Raw genomic sequence first — 24,810 nt, forward strand, 5'->3', positions numbered from 1 at the left:
CTGCGATCGTCACCGCATCACCAGAAGCCTAATCACTCGCATCGCGGTACGGAAAAGCGCCCATGAGCGAGGCCGGTTCGCTTCCCCGTACCCCCGCGGACGACGACGCGTCAGTCCATGCGGCGGGCCGCGCCGAGCAGGCCGGTCTCCGCGTCCGTCGGCTCGGTCATGACGAACTTCCGGTGCTTGCGGGTGCACCACAGGGCGACGCCGTCGTGCAGAGTCGGGAGGTGCTGGAGCGTGTCGTCCGGGACGCCGAGGGTGTCTCGCACGATCTCGGTCTCCTGCGGCGAGATGCGCTGGATGCCGACCAGATGGGCCTGCCCCAGCCAGCGCGGCGCGTGCTCCCCGACGAAGGGCAGCACCGTCACCACGGACTGCCAGGGCAGGGAGGTCACCCGGCCGCGCGGCGGGCGGATGCCGCAGTCCCGGATCAGCACCACCGGGCTCGAGACGGAGGGTCCCTGCGCGGGCACCCGACCCACCGGATAGACCGTCACGCACTGCTGGCCGCCGCCCGCCGTCTGCGCCAACTGCTGCCAGGCCTGCGGACGGCCGGTCTCGACGCCCACGCGCGCGCCCGTCGCGGCCGCGCGCAGCGCCAGCACCTGGGCGAGCCAGAGGCCGCCCACGAGCACGACGTCGAAGGGGGTGGGCCGGGCCAGGCCGAGCACGGCCGGGTGCGACTCCGGGTCGGCTCCGATGATCACGCCGTCGTCACCGATCGGCATGCTGATCGCCGCGAGCTCGTCGGCGGTGACGACATGGCGGTTTCGGCGCGGCCCGCGCAGCCCGAACCCCGGACTGAAGATACGCCGTTGCTGCTGCGGCGCCTGGGGCTGCTGGATGATCGGGATCATGCCGGTGTCGGTCGGCGAGGCCACATGGGCCGGCGTACGTCCGGGCGCACGGCCCTGCTGCCCGGGGTCCATGGCCGTAACGGGCTGGGACATCAGTACGTACCTCCGAGCGGCAGAGTGGCGAGGGCTCCGGGGACCTGCTCACGGTCGAGGCGTACCAGACCGACCTTCGCGGCGCTCGCGGTGCGCTCCAACTGCCGCCCCACCTGGCCGAGTTCACTGTCGCCGCGGTTGGTGACGCGGATGTGCCCGGTGAGGGAGACACCCCGGCTGCCGGCCTTGCCCAGGGTCACGCTGAACGTCGTGGCGAGCACCGGCAGCGAGGTGAGCCGCGTGATCAGCTCCGGCAGCCCCACACCGCCGTTCCCCAACTGCGGCCAGCGGGACAGCCAGTACGTGGTGTGCCACCGGTCGTCGACCCGCCAGGACCGCACCGCCTCGACCGTACGACGCTGGGACGCCCGACCGTCCTGCGTGTGCTGGGCGTTGGCCCGCGGGTTCAGACAGCTGGACGTCGCCAGCGCCTGCACCAGCTCGTTCTCGTCCAGAATGGTCGCCTTGAAGCCGGCCCCGGCCAGCCGGCTCGCCAACTGGTCCGCCACGCGCAGCAGGGCGCGCTGCGCCCCGGGAACCCCGTCGCCGCGCGCCTGGACCGCCTCCGGGCACAGTTCCGGGTCGAGCTTGAGCGCGATCCAGGTCAGCCGCAGCGCGGGCGAACCGGCCTTCGCCTGCAGAGGGCCGTACGACTGCGCGGCCAGCGACTGCTGCGGCAGGTGCGGAGCGGGCGCCGGCTGGGTGTGCTGCACGATCTGCGCGGACGCGAGCCGGATCCCGTCGACCTCCAGGGCGTCGTGGACCAGATGCAGCGGCACCTGCCGCCCGGCGGCCTCGGGGCGCAGCGGCTCGTCGCCCGGCTGCACGAAGAGCACGGCGGTCAGGAAGGTCCCGTCGCCGATCATGCCGATCGAGCGGTCGTCACGGGACACGAAGGAGTACGTCCGCAGCGCCGGGTCGCACTCGACGACGGGGGCCAGCATCGGGTCCGTGCCGGGTGGGACGGGTGACTTGGCCTCGCGGCGGCGGCTCCTGAGCGCGCGCGTCGTCTCGTACCACTCGGGCATCGGCCGACGGCCCCGGCGTAGAACCGCCATGAGCAGCAGCAACGCGGCCACGGCACCGGCGGGCGCCAGCAGCCAGGACATGTGGGTGGCCCAGGCGACCAGCATCAGGGCCGCGGCGAGTTCCACCAGGATGAGCTGCTGCAGCCGCAGCGGGCCCAGACCGCCGGGGCTCGGCAGTTTGCGCGGCGAGGCCGCGGCAGGGGCCGGAGCCGGCACTCGCCCTCGGCCCGGATCGTGTTCTTGCTGCTGTGCGCGGCGTCCACGCCGAGTGCTCGTAGCGCTGGTCATCCCCCGGGACATCCCTTTCGCGAAGTAGTGGCCGCTCGTCGACCGGGGATCCTCGTGATCCTCGTGTGGAGATCCCGGCGACAGGGCCAGGGGCACCGATGGCCCACAACATCCATGCGAGTGGCTCACGGTACCCGCCGCGGAACGCAGGGGCGACACAGGGGATACCGAAACCCCAGGTGGCCAGCCTGTCACGGAACGGCCCGCGACGGTGGTGTGCCGTGGTAAAGCTCTGTGAAGATGCGGAGGCGGGCGCGCACCTGATGAACCGTCGTAACACGGCGCGGTGCATAGTAGGTGCCTGCTGACGTAGATGCCGCTCGACCGGAGCGCCCTTTCGAGCGCGATCGCGCACCACCACACGATCGAGCACCACCACACGATCGGCGCGATCGAGCATCACCACACGATCGAGCATCACAAAACGGGAGACCAGGGGACCATGGCAAAGCGTCGGGACGAGCTCGCCGCCTACACGTTCGCTCGCAAGCGCACCGTCGCGGCCTTCCTGGCGCCATCGCCGGGAGGCTCGGAGGAGGGCGCGCCGCGCCCCGTCCACACGGTGATGCCCAGTCTGGCGGTGGGCGTCGTGCTGGTGGTGGGCTTCATCGCGTGGGGCGTCATCAGGCCTACGGCGCCGCAGGGTTGGGACACCCCCGGTGAGTACATCATCGTCGACAGCGACTCCACCACGCGCTACGTCGTCCTCGACGACAAGGCGCGCAGCGGCAAGAAGACGCCGACGCTGCACCCCGTCCTCAACTACGCCTCCGCCAAGCTCCTTCTCGACAAGGGCAAGGGCAGCGTCATCGAGGTCCCCGGCAAGGAGATCGACAAGAGCGGCATCCCGCACGGCGCCACGCTCGGCATCCCCTATGCCCCCGACCGGCTGCCCGCCGCCGACGACGCCGAGAAGGCGAAGACCTGGGCGGTGTGCGAGCGCCCGGCGCCCGGTTCGGACAAGGCCGTCGACCGTGCCGTCTTCGTCCTCGACGCCGCCGACGCCAAGACCCTCGACAACGCGGGGAAGGTCGACGCGCGCGAGGCCCTGTACGTCGTCGACCCGAAGACCTCCCACGAGTACCTGGTCGACGGCAAGGGTCACGCCTTCCCCCTGGGCGACGCGGCAGCCGCCGACAGCACCGGGATGGAGCAGCTGCGCGCCGCCGTCATCGGCACCACGGCCCAGCCGCAGCCGGTGAGCCAGGAGTGGCTGCACACCCTCGACCAGGGCGGCGCCATCAGCTTCCCGACTGTCCCGTCGGCCGGCCAACCGACCACCGTCCAGGGACTCCCCGCCCAGGCGCAGACGGTGGGTCGCGTCCTCAAGGCGCAGGACGCGCAGGGTGCCCAGTACTACGTCGTCCTCAAGGACCGGGTCGCCGCCATCACGCCCTTCGTGGCCAGCCTGCTGAAGAGCGCGCCCTCCGCCCAGCTGGCATACGGCACCGACGAGAAAACCGACATCAAGGCCGACACCGCGTCCATCATCGCCGCCAACGGTGGCCAGGCGGACAGCTTCTACGCCGACCGGGGCTGGCCCCAGACGGTCCCGCGGCAGGCCAATTCCGCGGCGACGGGGGCCGACGCGGCGCGCAACACGGCGTGCAGCGTCTACGACGGCACCATGGGCGCGAACAGGAAGCCGAAGCTCGCCGCCTGGGCCGGGGCGACGTATCCCAAGAAGGTCATCGGCGACTCGCTGAGCGCCTACGTCTCCTCCGGTTCGGGCCTCCTCTTCCAGGAGGTCACCGGCACGGCACAGGGCGGCGGCGCGACGTACCTGCTGACGGACACGGGTCTGCGTTACTCGCTGCCGGCGAACAACGACAGTACGGCGGGAGGCGCGACGGGCTCGTCCGCCTCCTCCTCTTCGTCGGCTTCGGGGAGCGAGCCGACCGAGACGGACAAGGCGCGCACGCGGCTGGGCTACGAGAAGGTTTCCAACCCGGCAATTGTTCCGCAGTCCTGGGCGGCGTTCATCCCTAAGGGCCCCACCCTGGACACCGGCGGCGCGGCCCAGCCGCAAAGCCAGTGAACCTTCAACTGGCTTACGGTCAGGGCGACTTGACGGCCAGTCACGAATCAGCCGCGCGGGAATGTGAAGCATGTAACTGATTGGCTTCGCCTGTGGATGTGTGACGGGCTGGCGATAGAGTGTTTGCAGCACTCGAGGGTGCGAAGCTTCTCCGGGGACCGGTGACGGGATGCCCCGGATCCACAACGACATGGGGGAAGGTCCATCATGGCCGGCCAGTTCCGGGTAACAGAGGATGAGCTCACCAAGCTCTCCGGCGACCTCAGCAACGCCAACGGTCAGCTGCAGGGCGAGATCCGCCGCCTCAACGGCGTGATCGACCAGATCGCGGGCGGCTGGCAGGGCCAGGCGGCCCAGTCCTACCGTCAGCTGCAGGAGCGCTGGAACTCGGACGCCAAGAGGATGAGCGACATCCTCAACGACATCAAGGAAGCCGTGGACTCCACGCGGAGCAACTACTCCGCGTCGGAAGAGGAGCAGAACTCCCAGATCAGCAAGATCATGTCCGACTTCGGCTGATACGGCTGATGCGGCCGGTAAGCCTGATGGGCCCGACAGGGCCGATAAGGCCGATAAGGCTGCTCGGGGACGGTAGTTCTCCGCTCCTCTGCTTCTTCCTGAATTCCACAGACTTCCACTGACTTCCTTCGGTTCTTCCGGAAAGGGAACGACGATGTCGATCCTCGTCAATTACGCCACCATCACCAACGCCTCGACGGACGTCCGCTCCACCGCCGGCCGCATCAAGCAGCAGCTCGACGACCTCGAGGCCGCGGTCAAGCGCGTCGCCAGCACCTGGGAGGGTGAGGCGCAGGAGGGTTACCAGCGCAAGCAGCGCGAGTGGGACCAGACCGCCGCGGACCTGCACGCGACCCTCCTGAAGATCTCCTCGGCGCTGCAGAGCGCGGCCGAGAACTACCAGGCCACCGAGAAGAGCAACGCCTCGACCTGGGGCTGAGCCAGCCGGCGACCCGAGGGACATGACATGAGGAGATTCGGCCCAGCAGACGCCACGGCGTCAGCTGGGCCGACCCCGTCTCAGGGGTCGCACACAGCAGGGGCAGGAAATGCCGCGAACGGACATGACCACGCGCGCACTTCCACCTTCGTACCGATCGCCACACACACCAACATGACGCAGCTTCGAAAGAAGCACGCAAGCCCTGGGGGCCTGGACATGGGGGGCTTGACAGCCCGTTCGCGTAGCGCCGACAACGGAACCCGCGCACTGCAGCGGGCTTTTGGCGTACTCGCGGCCACTGGTATCTGCCTGGCATCGGCGTCGCCGGCACTGGCGGACGCGGACAGCGCCGCCGGCCGAGGGCCCGCTCACGCGCGGCCGGACTTCGGCCTGGCGACCAGCTCGGAATGTGTCTTCGGCGGCGACGTCATCAAGTCGACGCCCTGGTCACTCCAGCGGATCCTCCTGGACCAGCTGCGCGAGCAGGCGACGGGCAAGGGCGTCACCGTCGCGGTGATCGACACCGGCGTGGACGACACCAACGTTCAACTGCACGGCGGCGTGGCGCCCGGCGGCGACTACGTCGGCTCCAAGGGCGGCACCCAGGACCTCGAAGGCCACGGCACCCGGGTGGCCGGCATCATCGCCGCCCGCCCGCTGAAGGGCACCGGCTTCGTGGGCATCGCACCCGACGCCAAGATCCTCTCCTTCCGCTACACGGGAGGCGAGCAGAAGCAGGGCAACTCGCAGACCATGTCCGAGGCGATCCGCGCCGCGGTGGCCAAGGGCGCGAAGATCATCAACATCTCGTCGGACACGGCGAACCGCCAGGACAACGCGCAGCTGCGGAACGCCGTGGCGGCAGCCGTCAATTCGGGCGCCCTGATCGTGGCGGCCGCGGGCAACGACGGAGCCGACGGCAAGTCCGCGAACACCTACCCGGCGTCGTACCCGGGCGTCCTGGCGGTGGCGGCATCGGACCGCAACGACGAACGCGCCTTCTTCTCACAGTCGGGCACCTTCTTGGACGTGGCGGCACCGGGCGTGGGCATGGTGTCGACCGTCCCCAAGGGCGGCCAGTGCACGGCCGACGGCACGAGCTTCGCGGCGCCGTACGTCGCGGGCGTAGCGGCTCTCCTGAAGGAGAAGCACCCGACGTGGACCGCAGCCCAACTCACCACCCGCATCGAGGAAACCGCCCAACGCCCGGGCCGCGGCCCCAACCGCTACATCGGCTGGGGCGTGGTCGACCCGACAGCAGCCCTGTCGGCCGACTCCACCCCGGGCACCTCCCCGAAGCTGGATCCCCCGGTGACGGCCGAGTCGGCGGGAATCATCCCCATGTCCGTCACGATGGGCGACAGCGAGGCGGACCGGCAACGCCGGTTGGCCATCTATGTCCTGGGCGCGGGGCTCATCCTGGTACTGGTGATTACGGGCAGCGGGGTGGCTGTACGGGATTGGCGGAGCCGGCGCGGCGCCCCGGCTGGGCCTACGGGACGGGCCGGGCGATGACTTGGGCACCTGGAGTCGGTGCCTTCAACTTGCATAACAGGGGAGAGGACAACGGGGTATGAGCAACGGCATGCGGGTTGATCTGAGCGCGCTGGATGAGGTCATCCGGAAGCTCAACGGCCTTCTCTCGGACATGGACAACGCTCACAACAAGGCCAAGTACGAGACGGACATCCCGAGTACTGCGTTTGGCAGCATGAAGTTCCTGGAATCCAACGAGCTTCATAAGGCCCACCAGGAGCAGAAGACCAAGATCGAGAACATCATCAAAGGGTTGCACGAGCTGATCGACCACTTCGGGACGAGCACCTCCAAGGTCAGGGACAAGTACAGCAACCAGGAACACGCGAACAAGCAGCGCGTGAGTGCTGCTCCCGACCATGGGGGCAACGGCTCGGCTTTTTAAGCGGTTCAGCGACAAGTCACTGACGGAGGGGATGTTCGAGGATGGTCTACGACAGTTACTACAGCAGTCCTGAGTACATCAAGGCTCAGCAGAAGGCGCGAGAGCAGCACATCAAGGACAAGCACGACGAGAAGCTCGAGTCGCTCAAAGACGGCGGCATGGGCGGCCCGGACCGCAGCCAGCTCGACACCCATTTCATGACGATGGGAATCCCCGAGCTGCGATCCATGATCCTGGACGCGGATCCCAATCGGATCTACGAGGTAAGCCAGCACTGGAAGTCGGTCCACAACACCCTGTCCGGCGGCGACGGTAACGGTAAGACCGGCGGGGTGGACCAGGTTTCCGCTAAGGACAGCGTCGCGGGCATGATGGAGAGCGCCGTTGAGAACGTCCTCGAGCACTGGGAGGGCGACGCGGCCGATGCCTTCCGTAAGAAGGCCAACGAGATCATGCAGAACATCCGGAACGGAGCTGCATGGGCCAATCACTACGCGGAAACCATGCATGGCGTTCAGAACGACCTGCGGACGTCCATGCACAAGATGCGGGACGTCGAAGTACCGTCAGGCTGGTCCAGTGCTTGGGACAGCCTCTGGGACGACGACCGCAGCGACAAGCAACTGCTCGAAGACATCAACAAGGGTGTGAGCACGGACGCTGCGCGCCAGGCGAACGCCGACTCCCTGTCGAAGGGTAAGGAAGAGCAGCTGAAGGGGGTGGCGATCATGGAGCAGCTGGGGGTCAATTACAAGACATACGCGAAAACCGCCTTCGACCACGACACCAGGGACCCCTACTCCCCTCCGAACCCCCAGACGCCGATGCCGCCCCCCATCGCCATGCCGCCTGCTGGTGGCACCGGGCCGAGCGCCGGAGGCAGCGCCGCCAAGCCGTGGAGCGCAGGGCCGACAGCGAGCATCAAGCCGACGCCTGTGATGCCTCGTGACCCAGGCATCACAGGCGGCTCGCAGCTCCCGACGGCTAAGACCAACATCGACGGCATCTCCCCTGGTCTCGCTGGGACGGGCCCCGGCATGAGTACTGGCGGAATCAGTGGCGGTGGCGGCATCGGCACCAGCGGAGCTCAGAGTTCGGGCTTCCTGGCTCCTGGCGGAGTGCCCGGCATCGGCAGCGGTACTGCAGGCCGGGGCGGCCTCGGATTTCCGGGTGGCCGCGGTGGTGTGACTGGCGAGGGCGCGGCAACTGGTCGCGGCACCGGAGGACGAGCCGGCATGGGTGGCATGGGCAGCGGAGCAGGTGGGCTCGGTCGAGGCGGTGCTGCTGCTGGTGGCCGCGGAGCCCTAGCCAGGGCCCGTGGTGGTGTTGTGGGTGCAGCCAAGGAGGTCGCCGGTGGTGAGGGTGGCGGTGCAGGCCTGCATGGCAGCCGCGGTGGAACTCAGCGCGGTGCTGGCGGTATGGCTGGCGGTGCGGGCGGTCGCGACGGTCGGCGATCGGAGAAAGGGAACGGCCGAGGGGACCGTCCTGACTACCTGGTCGAGGACGAAGAGACCTGGATCTCGGATGAGAACCTCAACCGCAACGTACCGAGGACCATCGAGTAACCAGGCAATCGGGCTAGACAGATAGTTGTCGGGTGCCCGTGCATGATGGCTGGTGCCCCAGCCGTAACTGAGTGAGGAGCAAGGAATTGGGTTTCAAGCGAGTCTGGTCCACGACAAGCGTCGTGGCGTTGACGGGAGCCTTGCTCCTCACTTCGGTTCCAACTGCGTCAGCGGATCAAGTACGAGACGATCAGTGGCCGCTGACAGCGTACGATGCGAAAAGGGTCTGGAAGATCTCCCAAGGAGCGGGAGTCACCGTCGCTGTAATCGACTCAGGTGTAGATGCCAGCCAGTCGGACCTCACCGGACAGGTGCTGCCCGGCAAGGACTTCAGCGGCGCGGGAGATCCTCACGAAGACAGCAACGGGCATGGTACGGGAATGGCCAGCCTCATCGCCGGTCATGGGCATGGGGTAAATAGCTCCGCTGGGGTGATGGGTCTCGCACCGAAGGTGAAGATTCTCCCGGTGCGGATTGGCTTTAATAAGGATTCGACAGAGCTGCCTGCCGGAGTTCGGTACGCGGTAGACCATGGCGCGTCAGTAATCAACCTGTCGATCGGCGATCCATCAGCTTACCCTGGTTCGCGTGCCGCGAAAGCAATCAAGTATGCGCAAGAGCATGACGTTGTAGTTGTGGCGGGTACGGGAAACGACTCAGGGACAGTTAGTTACCCTGCCGCATTGCCGGGAGTCGTTTCCGTTTCTGCTGTAGACAAGGGCCTGAATTTCTGGGATCTGTCAAACACTGGAAAAGTTACCGTCGCGGCCCCCGGAGTGGGAACCCCTCAGGCCAACCCGACCACCCGTAGTGGTTACGCTGTGGCAGACGGCACTTCCGGCTCCACCGCCTACGTATCGGCCATTGTCGCCCTCCTCCGCTCCAAGTTCCCCGACCTAACCGCAGGCCAGATCATCAACCGCCTGGTCAAGTCGGCGTCCTTCCTGAACAACGAGGGCAAGAAGGCACCCGACAAGGAACTCGGCTACGGCATCGCCCGCCCCGGTTCGGCGCTGACGATGAACATCCCCGCCGGCCCCGAGCAAGGCCCCCTCGCCCAGGCGCCATCCACGTCTACGAATTCCGGCACCGCGGCTAAGGGCACGAATCAGGCGGAGAAAAAGAGTTCCTCCTCCGGCATCATCTTCCTCATCGCCGGCATCACAGCTGTTGTGGTCATTGGCGGCATCCTTTTCGCGGTATTCCGCAGCCGCCGCAACGGCGCTCAGGGTGGACCCGGCTCCGGAGTCCCCCCGCAGGGCACTGGCTACCCGCCCCAGCACCCCACATACCCGCCTGCCCAGCAGCCGCACCCGAACTCAACTCCCAACCAGACCTACCCCAACCCCTATAGCCAACAGCACCCGCACCAGGGGCAGTGGGAGTGAATCCCCATCCGCGGCAGAGGAGGCGCCTCTGCCTCCTGTGCCATCGGTGCGTTCCTGAGGCCTATCAGCATCCGTGAGCTTTCGATCCCTCGCGCCGGAGACATCTCCTGTACTCATCACGATGGTGCATACAACGCCGCGCAGGGAGTCAAGGCCACCGCTGGGTTACCCACTCTCGCCTCATCAAGGAACCTCAAGGGGAGATTCTCTATGTCGAATTTCTTCCTCCTCGGCAGGGTCGATTAGGGGCAACGACCACGCGGCGAATCACGCCAAGAGCGAGAGGGGATTATCCTCCATGGGGGCCATCGTCCTCGTCGTCGGCATCGTCTGCATCGGCGCTGTAATTGCCGCCGTCACCGTCTTCGCTGTGATCCGCAGCCGCCGCACGTCCGCAAACAGCGGACCTTTCGGCGGTACCTACCCCCAGAATACGGGTTACCCGCCCCAGCAACCGATGTACGCGCCCGCCCAACAGCCGTACCCCAACTCAGCTCCGAACCAGTGGTACCCGGCTCCTCAGGCGAAGCCCCAGCAGATGCCCAACCCCTACACCCAGCAGCCGCGTTATCAGGGCCAGTAGACGCAGAGAAGCCCGCCATCCCTCTCGGGAATACACATTCCCTGACTCTCTCTGCTGGCCGACTTCAGCGGATGGATCACGAACTGACTTGACCACCGAGATCGCAACGTCGGCCCATCCGCTGACGCAGACGTGTCCAGCGCGTCGCCACCCATCACGCAAAGGAGTTGTTTCATGGGGGAGTACTTCAGAACGGATACCGATCAACTGGGGCAGTTTCTCAGGACTCTTGAGGGATGCATCAGGGATCTGGATGAGGCGCGGACTGCTCTGGCTCACGTGCGCGCCGACCAGATCGGCACCCAACGTCTGGACGAAGCGTGTGATGGGTTTCAGGAGCGCTGGAAGTACGGGTCCGAGCAAACCAGGAAGATGGTCGACGCCGTCAGTGAAGGCGTGAAGTCCAACAAGAAGAACTACGAAGAGGTCGAAGAAGCCTTGGAGAAGGCCTTCATACAGTGTTCCTCAAGCGGAGGGGGAGCGCAGTAATGGCGGCGAATCCTTACCCTAACCTTGGCTGGAACCCGGTACCCGGCATGCCCAGTGAAGTCAACGCGCTCCGACAGAAGGTCGCTTCTGCCGCCGCCGCACTTCGCAGCTGTCACACCCAGCTTGACAGGCTGATCGGGGAGAGTAGCTACTGGGAGGGCGATGCCGCAAAGGCCTTCCGTGATTCCATTGAAGGTGAGCTGCCGACGTACATCAAGAACGCTGCCCGCTCCCTGGAGAAGGCTTCAGCGCAACTCGGTAAGTGGGACGGCCATCTGACGTCCCACCGCGACTTGGCGCAGAAGTACGACGACGTAGCGGCCGAGAAGAAGTCCGCGATCGCATCAGCCAAGGACCATCACGCTCAGTCTGAGCAGAATCCGGACCTCAAGCTCGCCGGCCAGCAGTTCCCCACCCAGGAAGAGGCCGACGCGGCGACGGCACGGCTGCGATCGGCCGAGCGCAGCCTCAATGAGGCGGCCAGCGCGCTGAACAAGGCCAATGCCGAGTACGACGACGTCATCGCTAAGGCTCGGGCGCTGGAGACCACGCACGAGGACGACGCAGAGGAGGTGGCGAAGTCACTCGATGACGCCACGGACAAGCTCGCACCGAAGGAGCCGGGCTGGTTGAGTAAAGCCGTCGACGCCATCTGGGACGGCATCAAAGCAACGGGTGACTTCCTCCTGGAACACGCGGGGACCATTGGTGCCATCGCCGGCCTGTTGGCGCTCTTCCCCACCCCGCTGACTCCGCTGTTCGCCGGCATCGCGGTGGTGGCAAGCGCGGCCTCCATGGGCTCGAATCTCGCCGATGCAAAGTTCAGAAGCGACTTGCTCGGGGGCGGGAGCGGCATGGATATGTTCTCCGCATGGGCTTCCGTTGCCGGTGACACAGTCGGCATGATCCCGGGAGGTAAGGCCTTGGGGATGGCGGCGAAGGAAGTATCCGAGGGGGTGGGCATGGCTGGCAGAATGGGTGTCGCCGTGTCAAATGCAGAAAAAATCGGGGCCTTCACCAGGGAGGTTGTCCCTGCCTTCTCGAAGACTGCCGCGGACGATGTTGCTGAATCTTGGCGTCTTGCGGGGGAAAGCACCGGTGGCTCGGGCAAGTTGATGGGCGCCATCAGTGCCGGCGGTCTGAACGTTGCGGCGAATATGGTGTCCTCTGCGGAGAGCCTCGGATTCGTTCCCGACGACGGCGGCGAACACAACGCGGCAGAAAGCACGAAGGCTGCTGCCACCATGCGCGACATCGCGGAGCTCGTGGGATGGGTGTAGAGAACACAGCAGCATCTGAAGGGCAGACAGCACAGTGACTGATGTCTTCACCGAGGCACTGAACGTGCCGAAGCCCGTCCTCTGGTACGGACTCCCGTACGGCTATCTGCAACTGGACCTTGACCCGCCCGTCGAACGAGTCGTGGAGCTGATCAAGGAGGTACTCAGTCTGCCGGACGAGCTGCGCGACCGTGCGGAGCAGGTCGTGCGGTTCTATGCCGGCGTTGTGGGCCTGCTGAACGCACAGAGCGTGCTCGGGTGCGCCATGGGATTGCACCCGGATGAGGCCGGCGGATTCACCTCCTCCGTACTCACGGTCTCGGCCTTCCCCGTTAGCGGTGTCAACGCCAAGCTCATGCTCGCCAGTCTGGCTGGAACAGCCGGCGACATGCCGGACGAAGGCTTGCGGCCGCTGGAGCTGCCGTGTGGGACAGGGTTTCTCGCGGAGGCGAAGCGACGTGTTCCGGCCCCTGGAGCGCCGCCTGAGGGAAGCGACGCGCCTCCGGAGGGGACGGTCTGGCAGGGGACCGTCGCGGTGACAGGCCCAGGCACACGTGACATCGTTCTGCTGCAGATGGTGACACCCGCGGTGGATCTCGCTGATTCCTACCGGGACATCCTGCTCGGCGTAGCGCACACTCTGTCGTTCACCGACCCTGCGCTTCTGGATTCCGGGGACAGCGGTAGCGTGATGCCGGAATCGGCTACTGCTGATGCGATCTGGAATGACTTCGGTTAGTCGAACACTGCATCCGGAAGGAGATGATATGTCGGAGATCTCTCCGGGAACGCACACGCCTGGGGTCGTGGACGTAGACCAGGTGATGAAGCAGAACTACAACGGATTGTTCAAGCTTCTCGCTGGGCGAATACTGTTCGCTGCGGTTCTTATCGCCGCGCCGATTGTATTGTTCAGGGTGGGTGCCCCGAGCACCATTTTCCTGGTGCTGCCCATCGTGCCCGGAATTTTCTTGCTCGTTCTTACAGCTTACCGTCTTTGGGGCGGTGTTCGGCTGGTCCAGTGCCGGAAGGTGCTGAGTCACTACCCTCTTCAATTCCACTCGCGCGTGGTCAAGAAGAACTCACAGTGGACCGAGTACGGCAATGTGTACGAGATCAAGGTCTCTATGCGGGGTGAGCATGGGGCTCCGTTGATGAAGGCCATCAACGCTGCGGGACGTCGCCGTTGGCCCCAGGGTGCCGAGAACGGAGCGTGGGTCGCTGGGGACCTTGTCTTCGGTGGGGTGATGGTCGTACCCGGGAGCAATGCCATGCTGTTCTTGAACCCTGCGGACTGGGACAAGTTGGCCTCCAGGCGAGAGCAGGCCGACGCGGAGCGCATCGCTCGGGCAGAGCAGGCAGGCATCAGCAAGAGGAATTGGCGGAAGCCGATCCTGTTCTGGGGCGGGTGATGGCACGTAGCGGTCCCGGATCATGCCTTGTCACTCAGCTGGGCACGTCCCTCGGGCGAGGCTTCCGCGGCCGGTCAGGCGGCCGCACCGGAGGCCAGCTCGACGAAGTGCGCCCATGCCGCAGGTGAAGCCGTCAGGACGGGACCCACGACATTCTTAGAGTCCCTGACGTACACGGCTCCGGTTGCGGACGCCACCTCTACGCACTGACCGCCCTCGGCGCCGCTGTAGCTGCTCTTGAACCAGGTCACCGTCGGGGTGGTGCTCGCGGTCTCAGCGCTGTTCATAGCTCTCCCAGCAACTTCTCGATGAATCCCAGAGTCTCTCGGGGCGTGAGAACCTGCGATCGGATGATCCCATAGCGTGCTGAGGCGAGCAGCGTTTCTTCGCGATCACTCAGCAGAGTGCTACGTCCCTGCACCTCCATGTAGGCGAATTGGTCACCGCCTTTTCGGGTGATCACCGTGAACGGGCCGTCCACTCCTGCGTTGTCGTCCCGCTGGAGTGGCATGACCTGAATCTCGACGTTCCGCTTCTCGCCGACCAGCAACAGGTTCTCGAGCTGGCCCCTGAGCACGCTTTCGCCGCCCAATGGGCGCTGCAGTACAGGCTCTTCGAGGACGAAGCTCAGCAGTGGTGCCGGCCAGCGGTTGAAGATCTCCTGCCGCGCGAGTCGGCCCGCCACACGCTGCTCAATGGTCTGTTCGCCCAGCAGCGGACGTCTCATGCCCAACAGGCCCCGGGTGTACTCCTCGGTCTGCAGCAGGCCGTTCACCACATGCGTGTCGTATGCCAGCAGTTCGACCGCCTCTGCCTCCAGCCGGGCCATGTCCCGGAAGAACGGCGGATACTGCGCCCGCGCCACCTCCTCCTTCATGGCCTTCAACACCCCGCCCGCGTCCAGCACTTCGTCCGCGCGGTCGATGAAGGTCGGCTGGGGGATCCTGCGGCCCTGCTCGATCGAGGCGATGCTGGACGGGGCGTACCCCGTCAGCTTTCCGAACTGCTCCCGGTCGTGCCCGGCCCGGATCCGAAGCAGCTTCAACTGCCGCCCGAACGCGGCGAAGAGTCCCTGCCCCGGCTCATCCTCGGGGCGTGGCCCGGCCTCAGTCTCGCGGTGCACGCCGCCCTCCGATCCGACGGTCGTCCTGCTCCCGGCGTCGGGCAGGCCCCTCGACGCCCTCCCCTCCGCTGACTCCGCCACAGCTGCCGCCTTTTCCGGCCCCCAGGCCCGACGCGCACCGCGGTTTCAACGGCACGCCGCAGGCCTCGTACACGTACTGTCCCCGCACGTACAAGACTTCGCGTCAGTGCGTCACCTCTTGGTCACACTACGCCACTGTCGCCACCGTGGTCAGCATGATGAAGAAGACCAACCGCCAGGCGGGCACGGTGAAGTTCGCACCCGTCAGCTCTGGTGGCACTTCGAGCGAGTCGCACCCCGCCTCCACGCGCCTGGATGCCTGCGAACCACCGGGACTTGCCGAGCGGGAGTTCGCCATGCGGTTCAGCTCTACTGCGCGAGGTGCGCGCCTCGCCCGCCGCCTGACGGCCCACCGCCTGGATGCCTGGGGATTGTGCTACGACTCCGATGTGCACCACGACATCACGCTGATCGTGGCCGAGTTGTGCGCGAACGCCGTACAGCACGGGCGTGTGCCCGGCCGAGACTTCCATCTCCGGCTTCGCCTCACCGCGGCGTCCCCGGGCGCGGGTCGTGTCGTACGCATCGAGGTGACCGGCACCCGCGCCGAACGGCTTCCCCTATCCGACCCCGCATTCGCTCGTATCCGAGCCTTGGCCGAGCGAGGTCGAACTGGCACTCACTATCTGTGACTCGGGGCGCGGACTGCTCATCGTCGCCGGAGTGTCCACCCGTTGGGGCTGGCATCAGCGCTCCGACGGTCCAGGGAAGACCGTATGGGCGGAGTACGTCATGGACGCGCTTCGGAGCGTTCCCGTTGGGCAGGGAGGCTTCGGCTAACCCGGCGCGTTGCAGTGCGAAAGTGCGTGGGCCGGGGGGAGCCCAGTTCGGGTCTGCTGCACGATCGGGTGACATCTTGACCTGCCCCACGGTTTGGGTTCCAGCTGCGGTGGCTAACTGGCGGCGGGGATGATGTCTTGTTCGGAGAGTAGTTCGTACTCGATCGGGGTGCGGTAGCCCAGTGCTGAGTGGCGCCGCTGTCGGTTGTGGAAGACCTCGATGTACTCGAAGATCGCGTTCGCCAACTCGACCCGGGTCTTCCACCGTTTGCGGTTCAACAGCTCGATCTGCATCGAGGACCAGAACGACTCCATCATTGCGTTGTCCAGGCCGTCTCCGACCGCACCAACGCGATGGCGCGGGCGCGGAACTCAGCGGGGTAGGCGCGGGGCATGTCCGGCAGCCTTTCGTGAAGGCCGTCAGTTAGCCAGCAGAACTGGAACCTGAGAGGTGGGGCAGGTCAACCTCACCACTGCTGAGCTGGCGCGGCGCGGTCGTACCCGTTGGGCGTACGCGGCCTTCGTCGTGGGGGCCTTGGCCCAGGGGACGGGAGACGCCCTCTAGCGGGGCGGCTGTCAGAAGAAGTAGCCGGCCAGGTACAACACCGCGGCCCCCAGCAGTCCCGCACCGATCATCCCGATCACCGTAGGGCGCGTCGCTCCGCGGCCCGACGTCTCCCATGCCTCGTCGTACGAGATGGCGCTTTCGCCGAACGGGGCGTAACCGGTGGCGAGGCAGAAGACGCCGAGGCCCGTGAGGACCCAACCCCCGGCGAATGCGGCGAAGAAGCGCAGGGCGCGGTCCATGCCCGTGGCGACGTAGTCCGTGTTCGTGGTGTTGGCCGTCGTCGGTTCGGCCGTCTGCTGTACCGCCAACTCCGTGCCGGTTGCGTACCGTTGCCTGACCTGGACCCCGGCGTGGGTGTCCTTGTTTCCGCCGTCCTCGGAGACGAAGGCGCCCTCGCAGAGGATGGGGCGGCGGTTCTTGCGGCTGCTTCGGGAGGCGTTGTTCGGGTAGCTGATCTCGCAGTGTTCCACCGTGAGGGTGCCGTGGATGCCTGCCCATCCCGCCGCGTACGCACCCTCGTACGCGCCCCATCCGCTCAGGGCCAGGCCCGCGAGAAGGAAGACCAGGCCGCCCGCGCGGCCGAGGCGGCCGAAGGCTCTGCCGACGAGGCCTCCGGGGGAGCGGTCCATTGCGGTGGCGTTGCTCTGCTTTCGCGTCATGACGTCCCGTCCTTCTGCTCTCTTCAGCCCCCGGCCGGTGGGAGGTGAGGCGAGTCAGCATGGCAGCTGCGCCCATGGGCACGTTGGGGAGGGGCATCGCTGGTGCGTCGCTGGAGCGTCACTGGTGCATCGCTCATGCGTCAACTGCGGGCGCTCCCCGGGCGGGAGATACTGCCGGGGACGCGATAGCGCGATATGAGGAGAGACGAGGAGTGGTGGGCGATGACCAGGCGAACCGAGAACTCCCTTGATCCGCAAGGCACTTCGCAGGACCGCGGGGTCCTGGACGAGGCGCTCGAACCGGCGCAGATACGTTCCCTGAACTCCGCCCTGCGCAAGCTGACCGAGACCGACGGGGTAAGCAAGGAACTGCAGGGCGTGGCCAAGAGGCTGCTCTCCGGCCGGCTCACTCTGCGCGATGCCCTGGACGACCCTGCCGCGGCACACGCCTTGGGTGCAGGCATGGCATCCCTGCGTGGGCAGTGGGAGGCGCTCTCCGAGGAGGAGCGGGAGCAGATCAGGCAGGGGGAGGCGGCTGCGAGCGGTGAACTCCCGCCAGGGGCGGCCGAGTCGAGGGGTTCGGCGGGTGCGGGTGCGTCCTCGCACGGCGGCAGGAAGAGCCCGGGACGGCACAGCGGTGGGTTCTCGCTGTACTGACCACCTGGCACACACGGCGTACGGGACGCGTCCGCGGAGCTGTCAGGCCTGGCGGCTTCTGCCGCCGACGACGTAGGCGAGGCCCCAGGCCACGACCGCGGCGACCAGCAGGCCGAGCAGGGAGACCAACGTGCTGCCGGCCGAGTGGCCCCACCAGGCCTTCGCCGGGAGGAAGGGGTCGTCCTCCAGCATGTACTGGATGGCCTTGGGCGTCCGGCCGTCGGCGATGATGAGCGGAATGGCGTTGGTGTAGCCGAAGACGGCGCCGAGCGGGGCGATGACGGCCGCTCCCACCCGGGCGCCCGTGCTGCTGCGCCCCACCTTGCCGGCCAGCGCACCGACGACCGCTCCGTTGACGAACGCGTGGGTGACGTAGAGGACGTAGGCCGCGGTGTTCGACTGGTCCTTGTACGTGGCCAGGGTGAGACCGGTGTAGAGCAGCGAGACGATGAACGAGGCCAGGAGCGCGAGGAGTATGGCCCCGACAGGCCGTCCGTCGGTGGTCGGCTGCTGCTGCCCGTAGGGGGAGGGCTGGTACGCCGGAACCGGAGCCGGAGTGGGGTACGGCCCGTACGGCTGGTACGTCGGCTGCTGCGCGGCGGGGGCGGGCGGCGGGCCGGGATATGCCGGGGACTGAGGAGGGGCGCTTGGCGTCCCGGCCTGCATGGGGGGTTGGGCGGTCGGCGGGCCGGCCTGCATGGGTGGTTGCTCAGGTGCGGGCGGTGGGCTGAACCCCGGTTGCTGTTGCTGCTGGGGAGGGGCCGGCAGGGTGTAGGGGTTGTACGGGTTTTGCGGGTTGTAGGGGTTGTGCGACGGCGGCTGGAACTGTGGTTGGCTCATTGGTTTCCCATGGGATACGAGGCGGGGACCAGGCGGCGGCTCGGTTCATCACCGTGTGCCGCCACGGATTCGGTTACGTCTGGGGGCGCTGCGCCTGCTGCTGACGGCGGTACAGCGCGATGGCCGCCTCGGTGGGGAAGTTGGGGACGGTGACGGTTTCGCCCGTGGCCTTCGAGACCACGATCTTGCTGCCGCCGGGGGGAGCGGGGGCGGCGGGGGCAGTCGGGGCGCCTGCCGGGCCGGGGGCCTTGGTGGCGCGTGGGAACTCCGCGTACACCAGGTAGCCGATGTCGAACTCCTCGACGCGCAGTCGGGCGGGGGTGCCGTCCGGCAGCTTCGGCTGGGCGTAGCGGCTGCGGACGATGTCGAGGGCCTCCTCGGGAGTGGTCGGCGGGGGCGTCGGTGCCGGTGCCGGGGTCTCCGAAGCCATGTGTTGCTCTCCTTGTTCTCGATGCTCGCGGGTTCTCTGAGTTCTGAGTTCTGAGAGGGGAGGAGCCGATGAGCCGATGAGCTGTCAGAAAAGGCCGTCCCACATCTGGTCGATGATCAGCGACCACCACGTCGTCGGATTTCCCAGCGCGGAGGGGTCGATTGCCGTCAACTGCTCCTGCAGACTGGCGACTTCGGCACCCGCCGCGAACGGGTCCATGCCCCGCATCCGATGCCGCGTCGTGGCGAGGGCGGCGAGGGAGCGGGCGAAGGCCGCGGCCGAGACGTTGACGTAGCGGGCGGCCGCGTTGACCGGGTCCACGGCCCACAGCGCACCGAGACCGTCCGGCTGCCCGGTACCCGGCTCGCACTGCACCGCGATGACCGCGACCCCGTCGAAGCCGATCCGCACCAGATACGACAGGGCGTTGATCTTCTCCTCACCGGCCGGGCTGTGGCGCTCGCGCAGGTTCGTGGAGACGTCGGTGAACAGGCCGCCCGCCGGCGGGGAGTCGGGACGGTCGGCGGTGAAGAAGAGCGGGACGTCGGCGGGGACGCCTGCCCGGGTGAGCGTCGACTTGGTGGGCTCGGGCAGCGGGGTGCCGGCGACGTCGTCGGCGTCGTAGCGACGTACGCCCTCCTCGCCGAAGACCTCCACCAGATGACGTCCGAGAGTCACGTCGCGCATCGGCTCCGCGGGCGTGACGTGGGCGGGGACCGGGACGCGGTGCGGACGGGGCGGCGGCGTCCGGCCGGCCATCCGGTTCATGGCGTCGACCTGCTCGATCAGCCCGGCGATGCCTTCCGCACGGTCCTCGGGACGGGCGCCGTAGTTCTGCGAGCAGGAGAGCTCGGCGTCGCGGAAGCGGTTGAGGAGCTCGGCGGTGTAGCCGCCGGGAAGCAGGCTGGGGCGCAGGTCGGTGTGGACGGCGATGACGTTGCTGTCGGGCACGTTCATGCGCCGCAGCTCGTCCCAGGCCTGGTACTCGGCGGGGGGCAGGCCCGGGCCCGAGTTGCGGAAGAGGGTGGTCTCCTCGCCGCCCGCCGGGTCGGTGTAGGTGAAGACGGCCGTGTTGCCGGGGCCGGTGACCGGACGGGCACCTTCCGGCGAGCCCTCACCCCGGCGTGCCGGGCCGTGCTTCTGCTGGTACATCTGTACGACCTCCTCGACCGGTACCGAGGGCCAGACCGTCAGCTCGCCGGTACGACGGTCGACCACTCCGCACGCGTCGCCGATCTGGGCGGGCGGCCGGCGCTCCCCGGTCACCGGGTCCCGCTCGGGTTCGGCGGGCGCGGCCCACACTACCCAGCCCAGATCGAACTCCTGCGTCCTGACCTCGCGGCGCGACGCCGTCGAGCCTTTCGGGTTGAGCCAACGGTCGGCGATGGCGAGCGCCTGCTCCTGGCTGATCACGACGAGGCTCCTTCGAGTGTTCGGTCGAGGTGGTGTGGTGTGGTGTGGTGAAGGGAGGGGAGGGGGACGGGTGTCGTCCGTGCCTACGAGGCTATCGCCGGGTCCGTCGCGGCCGCCCGGTGCTCCGGGAGGATGCCCAGGGCCTTCGCCCCGCGGTCGGTGGCGACGAGGAGGATGCCGTCGGGGGAGAGGCCGGCGGCGGTGAAGGGGCTGTCGGAGATCAGCGCGGCTCGCGGAATTCCGGCTCGCACAGCATCAGGAACCCGGGTAGCAGTCACGAACGTCCGCTGCCGGAACCGTCGGTGAGCACGACCACGCGTGGGCCCTGCCCGCCGTCGGCGGCGCTTCCGGGCGCGGCGCGCGCCACGCGGCGATCGCGCGCAACACCGCCGTACGGCCGCCTATGCGGGGGTGCGGTGCGTAGTGCTCGGTCGAGCCGGTCATGGGTATCCCCCCGTCCTCCGCCGTCGCGGACTCATTCGCCTACGGCAACGGTCCTGGGCCGCGATCGCGGATGGGCCCCGTGGGCGAGGTGATCGAGCGTCGGAGCCGCTTACCGCAGAGCCATCGATCTCGGTCAACTGGGCGAAACCAGCCAGCCGTTGCGGCAGCAACCGGGTCGGCGGACGAGCCATCGGTCCCCATCGATAGCCTGCACCTGCCAACTTTGCGTTGATCTTCAAGCGTCCAGCCGACTGAGCCAACTACGGGGGATTCCCAGGCATGTCCGCAACACCGCCTTCCTATCCGAACCATCCGAACCAGCCCCAGCAGCCGTACGGTCACCAGCAGCAGCAACCCCCGCGTCGGCCCCAGTCGGGCGGCCCGCTGCGCGTCCTGAAGTCGGTCCTGATGGTCACGGTGATCTTCGGCGCCCTGGCCTACTACGTCTGGGACTACAACACCAGCCCCACCGGCGGCAAGGCAAGGGCGTCGGCTTCGGCCTCCGCGCAGGCCGAGGAGGACGCGACGCACAACCCGGACGTCGGCGACTGCGTCAAGGTCCAGGACCCCCAGGGCGACCCGGTGCCCACGATCGTCGACTGCAACTCCCCCGAGGCCGAGTACAAGACGGGCGACAAGCTCTACGGCGACGACCTGAAGTGCCCGTCGAAGTACGAGTACGGCATCCAGTACCACGACCTCCACCAGCTCGACTACACGCTGTGCTTCACCAAGGTCTGACGGCAGTACGACCACACGAGTGAGGTGACCCGGCGGCATCATGTGTCGGGGCTCAGGTGGGGAAGTCGCCGACGCGGCTGCCCTCCAGCAGGTACTTGGGGATGTAGCCGGACTCCACCTCGACGGCGATGTCGCCGTCGTGGGCAAGGCAAGCCATCGCCAGGGGGCCCAGCGCGACGAGACCACTCACCTGGGCAGCCGTCGATTCATCTGCCGTCCAGTACTCCTGGTGCCATTCCAGGGCCTTGACCAGTTCGACGTCGAAGCGTTCGCCATCGCCTCGGAGCAACCGGTGGAACAGATTGAGCGGGGGATACAGGACACGCAGCGTCAGACTGCGGTCGGAGACCTGCAACACCTCGGGATTCGTGCCGTTGACCGCGGCCGTCAACTTGTCCCCGAGAGCGGGACCTTGCTTCCAGTACGTCTGGAGGGCGTCGACCCAGTCGTAGATGTACTCGTCGTACACCGCTCCGGACTCACGCAGAAGTGAGATCGGGACCTCGCCCAGCTCCGTGAGGCGTTCCCGTTCGCGGCAGACGAGCGCCACATAGAAGGCGGTGAGCCAGTTGCCCGCGTTGGCGGGCGGCTGAGGGCCGGTGAACGGGATGGTGCGCGGCTTGCCCGAGATCAGGCATTCCACCGCGGGTTCCGGTGACGTCGCCGCCCGGAAAAGGGCGGAGCCGATCTGCATGGTCGTGACCCACGCCTCCCACGTCTCGATGCGCGCGGCACGAGGGTCCAGGGCGCATTGGCTCTTGGCGTTGGCCAGTGCCCTGTTCAGAGCGGTGTTGAACGTGCTGGGCATCGTTTCGAGCTTCCGGACACGAGCTTCGGTGTCGTCAACAAGTGCTTGCACGCTCAGAACACGGTCGGCTGGCACTTCGTGACGTGTCACTTGCGTAGTCATTCCTGCCTGCCTTCCGGTTTCCGGATGTGCACGTGCGGTTTTTTGCCCGCTCTCTGAAGGCTGTCGTTGTCGTTTTACGGCTCGCCGTTCGCCGGGGCCGGCGACGTGTCTGCATCAGTCGTCAACGGCTGTGTGGCGTCCGCATTGATCGATCGTCCGGTGTCGCCGGGTGCAGCGGCTCGGGGGCGTTGGTTGCCGTGTCGCTGTCGGCGTCCTGTTTCGGGATGTCGCCGTATGTCCGCGAGGCCGTCGTGTGTCTACGAGGCCGGCGCCGAGGCATTCGGGAGGATGCGGAGGGCTTTCGCCCCGCGTTCGGTGGCGACGACGAGGATGCCGTCGGGGGACAGGTCGGCGGAGGTGAACGGGGCGTCGGAGATCAGCGCGGCCACGACTTCCCCGCTCTCCCGGTCCCAGACGCGAAGATAGTCCGCCCCACGGCTCAGCCCCAGCGGGGAGACGGCACGTTCCTCCTCGGCCGGGCGCAGGATCTGCTCGAGGTCGACGTCACGGAGGGCCGGGCCGACGGGGTTCGTGTCGACGGGGTCCGCGTCGCCGGGACCGTCCGGTGGTACGAGGCCGTGAACGAGTACCGCGGATGTGGATTCGTCCCCCTCACCTATCGACTGTGCGCCCGGAGTGCCTGGTGGCACGACGAGCACCGCCACGCGGGTCGCGGGTCCCTCGGCGTCGCGGAGGCTGCCGACCGTCACTTCGCTGATGCCGGCGACCGGCAGGCTCCACAAGGTCTGCCAGGGCAGTTCGAAGCCGAGCCGGTGCAGGGCGTCGGCGTACTCGGGCAGTCCGTCCTCGACGAACGCCGTCTCCAGCAGAGCGGCACGCCACGGCGCGGAGACCTCGTTGCGGGTCAGCAGGGGTGCGGCACGCAGGTACGTACGCGCCGGCGCGCCCAGCTCCTCCACGGGGACGGCCTCGACGGCGGCGCGCAGCGGCACCGGGTCTGCGTGGACGAACAGCATCGGGTCCGTGAGGAGTTGGGGCAGAAGACCGGCCGCCAGCGTGTGGCCCGCGATGTGGTCGCGTACGTAGGGGTCGGCCTTGTTCCAGTCCTGTTCCGGCACGGCCTCCAGCAGCGCCATCGAGATCCGGGTCTGAGCGGCGCGGACGTCGGGCAGGCCGGCTCGGATCTCGTCGCCGACGGCGGGGTGCAGCAGGCGCAGCAACGTATGCCCGCCGCTCTCGTGGTCGTCTCCGTCCGCCTTCTGCTCTACGGGCTGTACGAAGGGGCCGACGAGCGACATCCCGCCCGCGATGGCCTGGCTCATGTCCTGTCCGGCGGCTGCGCTCGCCAGTCGCGCCCACAGGTGGACGGGTAGGCCGTCGGCCTCGCACAGTGCGAGCGGGGCCAGCATCAGCCGCAGCGTCTGCGGGTCGGCGCCGAGTCGTTCGGCATGCAGGTCGAGTGCTTCGCCGACGGAGGTGGGCAACTGGCCTTCGTCGGTCGGGTCGAAGTCCTCGGGAGCGGCGAGAATGCTCTGCACGGCGAGCTGTACGACCAGTGGACTGGTGCCCGCACGGTGCCCGATGGCCGTGGAGAGGGCGTGCCGGGCCTGCGGATCCACGGTGAACGGTACGTCCGTTCCGGCGAACGAAGGGCTCAGCGCCGCCTCCGCGTGCCGTACGAGCCCTTCGGGGTCGGTCCACTGCGGCTCGTCGAGATCGATGATCTGCAGGGCGCCCGCCGGCAGCCCCTCAGCGAGTTCGGTGACGAGATGGCGCGGCAGCTCCGCCACGAGGCGGACCGAGTCAAGGGCGGCGAGCGGCTTGAGTACGTGGCGTACGAGTACGGAGGGTTCGTCCGTGTGCCGGACAGGGCCCGCCTGATCCACGTCCAGAACGACGAGTGACACGGGTTCGCCGGTGGCTGCCAGCTCTGCGTAGATGTCCTCGGTGCGGGTCGCCGGCAGCTCGTAGTGATCGGCGAGGGCCCAGAGGAATTGCTGGGCTGTCAGTCCGCGTGCATTCGCCGCGGCGGGTGCGGGCAGTTCAGGAGGCACGCATGACGGGTCGAGTTGATCGAGATCCAGTCGGTTGCGGGAGTCCGGGTCGCAGAGCATCAGAAAACCGGTGAGCAGCCGCGACCGGCCACTGCCGGAGTTTCCCGTCAGAGCCACCACACGAGGTGCCCCCGGCCGCGCCGTGCGCCAGGCGGCAAGCGCACGCAGGGCGTTGCTGTGGCCACCTATGTAGGGGTGCGGAGCGTAGCCATCGGTTGAATCGGTCATGGATTCCCGTTCTCTG

At 67.4% G+C, this 24,810-nt stretch carries 26 protein-coding genes and 1 pseudogene; 15 read left to right on the top strand and 12 right to left on the bottom strand.

What is annotated here, in order from left to right:
* Positions 1–110 precede the first annotated feature (110 nt).
* Positions 111–953: a hypothetical protein gene (locus ABZ910_RS31940; protein ID WP_361372023.1), complete on the bottom strand. Its 843-nt coding sequence runs from the start codon at positions 951–953 to the stop codon at positions 111–113.
* Entirely contained in the window at positions 953–2,269 is a 1,317-nt protein-coding gene (gene eccE, locus ABZ910_RS31945) for a type VII secretion protein EccE (protein WP_361372026.1), read from the bottom strand. Before eccE ends, ABZ910_RS31940 begins: the two co-directional genes overlap by 1 nt.
* Positions 2,270–2,582: 313 nt before the next feature.
* Between eccE and eccB the strand changes: the two genes are divergently transcribed.
* The 12 genes from eccB (at position 2,583) to ABZ910_RS32005 (ending at position 13,906) form a co-directional block, all read left to right on the top strand.
* Positions 2,583–4,307 carry a type VII secretion protein EccB gene (gene eccB, locus ABZ910_RS31950; protein ID WP_361372029.1) on the top strand — a complete coding sequence of 575 codons (1,725 nt, stop codon included), beginning with the start codon at positions 2,583–2,585 and terminating at the stop codon, positions 4,305–4,307.
* A 207-nt stretch (positions 4,308–4,514) separates the two neighbouring features.
* Complete coding sequence (locus tag ABZ910_RS31955; protein ID WP_361372032.1) at positions 4,515–4,826, top strand: WXG100 family type VII secretion target; 312 nt, start codon at positions 4,515–4,517, stop codon at positions 4,824–4,826.
* A gap of 154 nt (positions 4,827–4,980) precedes the next feature.
* On the top strand, positions 4,981–5,265 hold the full coding sequence (locus tag ABZ910_RS31960; protein WP_361372035.1) for a WXG100 family type VII secretion target: 285 nt from the start codon (positions 4,981–4,983) through the stop codon (positions 5,263–5,265).
* A 219-nt stretch (positions 5,266–5,484) separates the two neighbouring features.
* Positions 5,485–6,783, top strand: coding sequence for a type VII secretion-associated serine protease mycosin (mycP, locus tag ABZ910_RS31965; RefSeq protein WP_361372038.1), 1,299 nt, complete (start codon positions 5,485–5,487; stop codon positions 6,781–6,783).
* Between the two features lie 58 nt (positions 6,784–6,841).
* Positions 6,842–7,189: a hypothetical protein gene (locus ABZ910_RS31970; RefSeq protein WP_361372041.1), complete on the top strand. Its 348-nt coding sequence runs from the start codon at positions 6,842–6,844 to the stop codon at positions 7,187–7,189.
* Positions 7,190–7,230: 41 nt separating this feature from the next.
* Positions 7,231–8,754 (top strand): hypothetical protein, encoded by a 1,524-nt coding sequence (locus ABZ910_RS31975; RefSeq protein WP_361372044.1) that lies wholly within the window; start codon positions 7,231–7,233, stop codon positions 8,752–8,754.
* Between the two features lie 122 nt (positions 8,755–8,876).
* Positions 8,877–10,142 (top strand): S8 family serine peptidase, encoded by a 1,266-nt coding sequence (locus ABZ910_RS31980; protein WP_361372047.1) that lies wholly within the window; start codon positions 8,877–8,879, stop codon positions 10,140–10,142.
* Positions 10,143–10,440: 298 nt separating this feature from the next.
* Positions 10,441–10,725, top strand: coding sequence for a hypothetical protein (locus tag ABZ910_RS31985; protein ID WP_361372050.1), 285 nt, complete (start codon positions 10,441–10,443; stop codon positions 10,723–10,725).
* Between the two features lie 174 nt (positions 10,726–10,899).
* A complete protein-coding gene (locus tag ABZ910_RS31990; RefSeq protein WP_361372053.1) occupies positions 10,900–11,214 on the top strand; it encodes a hypothetical protein in 315 nt (104 codons plus the stop codon).
* Positions 11,214–12,494, top strand: coding sequence for a putative T7SS-secreted protein (locus tag ABZ910_RS31995; RefSeq protein WP_361372056.1), 1,281 nt, complete (start codon positions 11,214–11,216; stop codon positions 12,492–12,494). The genes ABZ910_RS31990 and ABZ910_RS31995 overlap by 1 nt, the downstream gene beginning before the upstream one ends.
* A 34-nt stretch (positions 12,495–12,528) precedes the next feature.
* Positions 12,529–13,233 carry a hypothetical protein gene (locus ABZ910_RS32000; protein WP_361372059.1) on the top strand — a complete coding sequence of 235 codons (705 nt, stop codon included), beginning with the start codon at positions 12,529–12,531 and terminating at the stop codon, positions 13,231–13,233.
* Between the two features lie 28 nt (positions 13,234–13,261).
* Positions 13,262–13,906 (top strand): hypothetical protein, encoded by a 645-nt coding sequence (locus tag ABZ910_RS32005; RefSeq protein WP_361372062.1) that lies wholly within the window; start codon positions 13,262–13,264, stop codon positions 13,904–13,906.
* Between the two features lie 74 nt (positions 13,907–13,980).
* On the opposite strand, the gene ABZ910_RS32010 is transcribed toward ABZ910_RS32005, so the two are convergent.
* Complete coding sequence (locus tag ABZ910_RS32010; protein ID WP_361372065.1) at positions 13,981–14,193, bottom strand: DUF397 domain-containing protein; 213 nt, start codon at positions 14,191–14,193, stop codon at positions 13,981–13,983.
* Entirely contained in the window at positions 14,190–15,029 is an 840-nt protein-coding gene (locus ABZ910_RS32015) for a helix-turn-helix transcriptional regulator (protein ID WP_361372068.1), read from the bottom strand. Before ABZ910_RS32015 ends, ABZ910_RS32010 begins: the two co-directional genes overlap by 4 nt.
* 236 nt (positions 15,030–15,265) lie before the next feature.
* Here ABZ910_RS32015 and ABZ910_RS32020 point away from each other — a divergent pair, with 236 nt between their 5' ends.
* A complete protein-coding gene (locus ABZ910_RS32020; protein WP_361372071.1) occupies positions 15,266–15,742 on the top strand; it encodes an ATP-binding protein in 477 nt (158 codons plus the stop codon).
* Between the two features lie 261 nt (positions 15,743–16,003).
* On the opposite strand, the pseudogene ABZ910_RS32025 reads toward ABZ910_RS32020, so the two are convergent.
* Positions 16,004–16,234, bottom strand: a pseudogene (locus ABZ910_RS32025) (IS3 family transposase); the annotation flags it as partial.
* Between the two features lie 231 nt (positions 16,235–16,465).
* Entirely contained in the window at positions 16,466–17,116 is a 651-nt protein-coding gene (locus ABZ910_RS32030) for a hypothetical protein (protein ID WP_361372074.1), read from the bottom strand.
* Between the two features lie 222 nt (positions 17,117–17,338).
* Between ABZ910_RS32030 and ABZ910_RS32035 the strand changes: the two genes are divergently transcribed.
* Positions 17,339–17,773, top strand: coding sequence for a hypothetical protein (locus ABZ910_RS32035; protein WP_361372077.1), 435 nt, complete (start codon positions 17,339–17,341; stop codon positions 17,771–17,773).
* A gap of 42 nt (positions 17,774–17,815) precedes the next feature.
* Here ABZ910_RS32035 and ABZ910_RS32040 read toward each other — a convergent pair whose 3' ends face one another.
* The 4 genes from ABZ910_RS32040 to ABZ910_RS32055 form a co-directional block, all read right to left on the bottom strand.
* Positions 17,816–18,613, bottom strand: a complete 798-nt coding sequence (locus ABZ910_RS32040; RefSeq protein ID WP_361372080.1) for a hypothetical protein — start codon at positions 18,611–18,613, stop codon at positions 17,816–17,818.
* A gap of 73 nt (positions 18,614–18,686) precedes the next feature.
* Positions 18,687–19,043 carry a hypothetical protein gene (locus tag ABZ910_RS32045; protein ID WP_361372083.1) on the bottom strand — a complete coding sequence of 119 codons (357 nt, stop codon included), beginning with the start codon at positions 19,041–19,043 and terminating at the stop codon, positions 18,687–18,689.
* A gap of 84 nt (positions 19,044–19,127) precedes the next feature.
* Positions 19,128–20,456, bottom strand: coding sequence for an SUKH-4 family immunity protein (locus tag ABZ910_RS32050; protein WP_361372086.1), 1,329 nt, complete (start codon positions 20,454–20,456; stop codon positions 19,128–19,130).
* An 83-nt stretch (positions 20,457–20,539) separates the two neighbouring features.
* Positions 20,540–20,707, bottom strand: coding sequence for a hypothetical protein (locus ABZ910_RS32055; RefSeq protein ID WP_361372089.1), 168 nt, complete (start codon positions 20,705–20,707; stop codon positions 20,540–20,542).
* A 472-nt stretch (positions 20,708–21,179) separates the two neighbouring features.
* On the opposite strand from ABZ910_RS32055, the gene ABZ910_RS32060 reads away from it, so the two are divergent.
* A complete protein-coding gene (locus ABZ910_RS32060; RefSeq protein ID WP_361372092.1) occupies positions 21,180–21,641 on the top strand; it encodes a hypothetical protein in 462 nt (153 codons plus the stop codon).
* Between the two features lie 52 nt (positions 21,642–21,693).
* On the opposite strand, the gene ABZ910_RS32065 is transcribed toward ABZ910_RS32060, so the two are convergent.
* The gene (locus ABZ910_RS32065) at positions 21,694–22,449 is read right to left on the bottom strand and encodes an immunity 49 family protein (protein ID WP_361372095.1); all 756 of its coding nucleotides are present in this window, start codon (positions 22,447–22,449) and stop codon (positions 21,694–21,696) included.
* A gap of 359 nt (positions 22,450–22,808) precedes the next feature.
* Positions 22,809–24,794: an ATP-binding protein gene (locus ABZ910_RS32070; protein WP_361372098.1), complete on the bottom strand. Its 1,986-nt coding sequence runs from the start codon at positions 24,792–24,794 to the stop codon at positions 22,809–22,811.
* Positions 24,795–24,810: the final 16 nt, after the last annotated feature.

It is taken from the genome of Streptomyces sp. NPDC046805, assembly GCF_040645355.1.
In the GTDB taxonomy this organism is placed as follows: Bacteria; Actinomycetota; Actinomycetes; order Streptomycetales; family Streptomycetaceae; genus Streptomyces.

Excerpts from the sequence above, each read along its gene's own strand:
- ABZ910_RS31940 (WP_361372023.1), bottom strand. The coding sequence starts at position 953 with ATGTCCCAGCCCGTTACGGCCATGGACCCCGGGCAGCAGGGCCGTGCG.
- eccE (WP_361372026.1), bottom strand. The coding sequence starts at position 2,269 with ATGACCAGCGCTACGAGCACTCGGCGTGGACGCCGCGCACAGCAGCAA.
- eccB (WP_361372029.1), top strand. The coding sequence starts at position 2,583 with ATGCCGCTCGACCGGAGCGCCCTTTCGAGCGCGATCGCGCACCACCAC.
- ABZ910_RS31955 (WP_361372032.1), top strand. The coding sequence starts at position 4,515 with ATGGCCGGCCAGTTCCGGGTAACAGAGGATGAGCTCACCAAGCTCTCC.
- ABZ910_RS31960 (WP_361372035.1), top strand. The coding sequence starts at position 4,981 with ATGTCGATCCTCGTCAATTACGCCACCATCACCAACGCCTCGACGGAC.
- mycP (WP_361372038.1), top strand. The coding sequence starts at position 5,485 with ATGGGGGGCTTGACAGCCCGTTCGCGTAGCGCCGACAACGGAACCCGC.
- ABZ910_RS31970 (WP_361372041.1), top strand. The coding sequence starts at position 6,842 with ATGAGCAACGGCATGCGGGTTGATCTGAGCGCGCTGGATGAGGTCATC.
- ABZ910_RS31975 (WP_361372044.1), top strand. The coding sequence starts at position 7,231 with ATGGTCTACGACAGTTACTACAGCAGTCCTGAGTACATCAAGGCTCAG.
- ABZ910_RS31985 (WP_361372050.1), top strand. The coding sequence starts at position 10,441 with ATGGGGGCCATCGTCCTCGTCGTCGGCATCGTCTGCATCGGCGCTGTA.
- ABZ910_RS31990 (WP_361372053.1), top strand. The coding sequence starts at position 10,900 with ATGGGGGAGTACTTCAGAACGGATACCGATCAACTGGGGCAGTTTCTC.
- ABZ910_RS31995 (WP_361372056.1), top strand. The coding sequence starts at position 11,214 with ATGGCGGCGAATCCTTACCCTAACCTTGGCTGGAACCCGGTACCCGGC.
- ABZ910_RS32005 (WP_361372062.1), top strand. The coding sequence starts at position 13,262 with ATGTCGGAGATCTCTCCGGGAACGCACACGCCTGGGGTCGTGGACGTA.
- ABZ910_RS32010 (WP_361372065.1), bottom strand. The coding sequence starts at position 14,193 with ATGAACAGCGCTGAGACCGCGAGCACCACCCCGACGGTGACCTGGTTC.
- ABZ910_RS32020 (WP_361372071.1), top strand. The coding sequence starts at position 15,266 with ATGATGAAGAAGACCAACCGCCAGGCGGGCACGGTGAAGTTCGCACCC.
- ABZ910_RS32030 (WP_361372074.1), bottom strand. The coding sequence starts at position 17,116 with ATGACGCGAAAGCAGAGCAACGCCACCGCAATGGACCGCTCCCCCGGA.
- ABZ910_RS32035 (WP_361372077.1), top strand. The coding sequence starts at position 17,339 with ATGACCAGGCGAACCGAGAACTCCCTTGATCCGCAAGGCACTTCGCAG.
- ABZ910_RS32040 (WP_361372080.1), bottom strand. The coding sequence starts at position 18,613 with ATGAGCCAACCACAGTTCCAGCCGCCGTCGCACAACCCCTACAACCCG.
- ABZ910_RS32045 (WP_361372083.1), bottom strand. The coding sequence starts at position 19,043 with ATGGCTTCGGAGACCCCGGCACCGGCACCGACGCCCCCGCCGACCACT.
- ABZ910_RS32060 (WP_361372092.1), top strand. The coding sequence starts at position 21,180 with ATGTCCGCAACACCGCCTTCCTATCCGAACCATCCGAACCAGCCCCAG.
- ABZ910_RS32065 (WP_361372095.1), bottom strand. The coding sequence starts at position 22,449 with ATGCCCAGCACGTTCAACACCGCTCTGAACAGGGCACTGGCCAACGCC.
- ABZ910_RS32070 (WP_361372098.1), bottom strand. The coding sequence starts at position 24,794 with ATGACCGATTCAACCGATGGCTACGCTCCGCACCCCTACATAGGTGGC.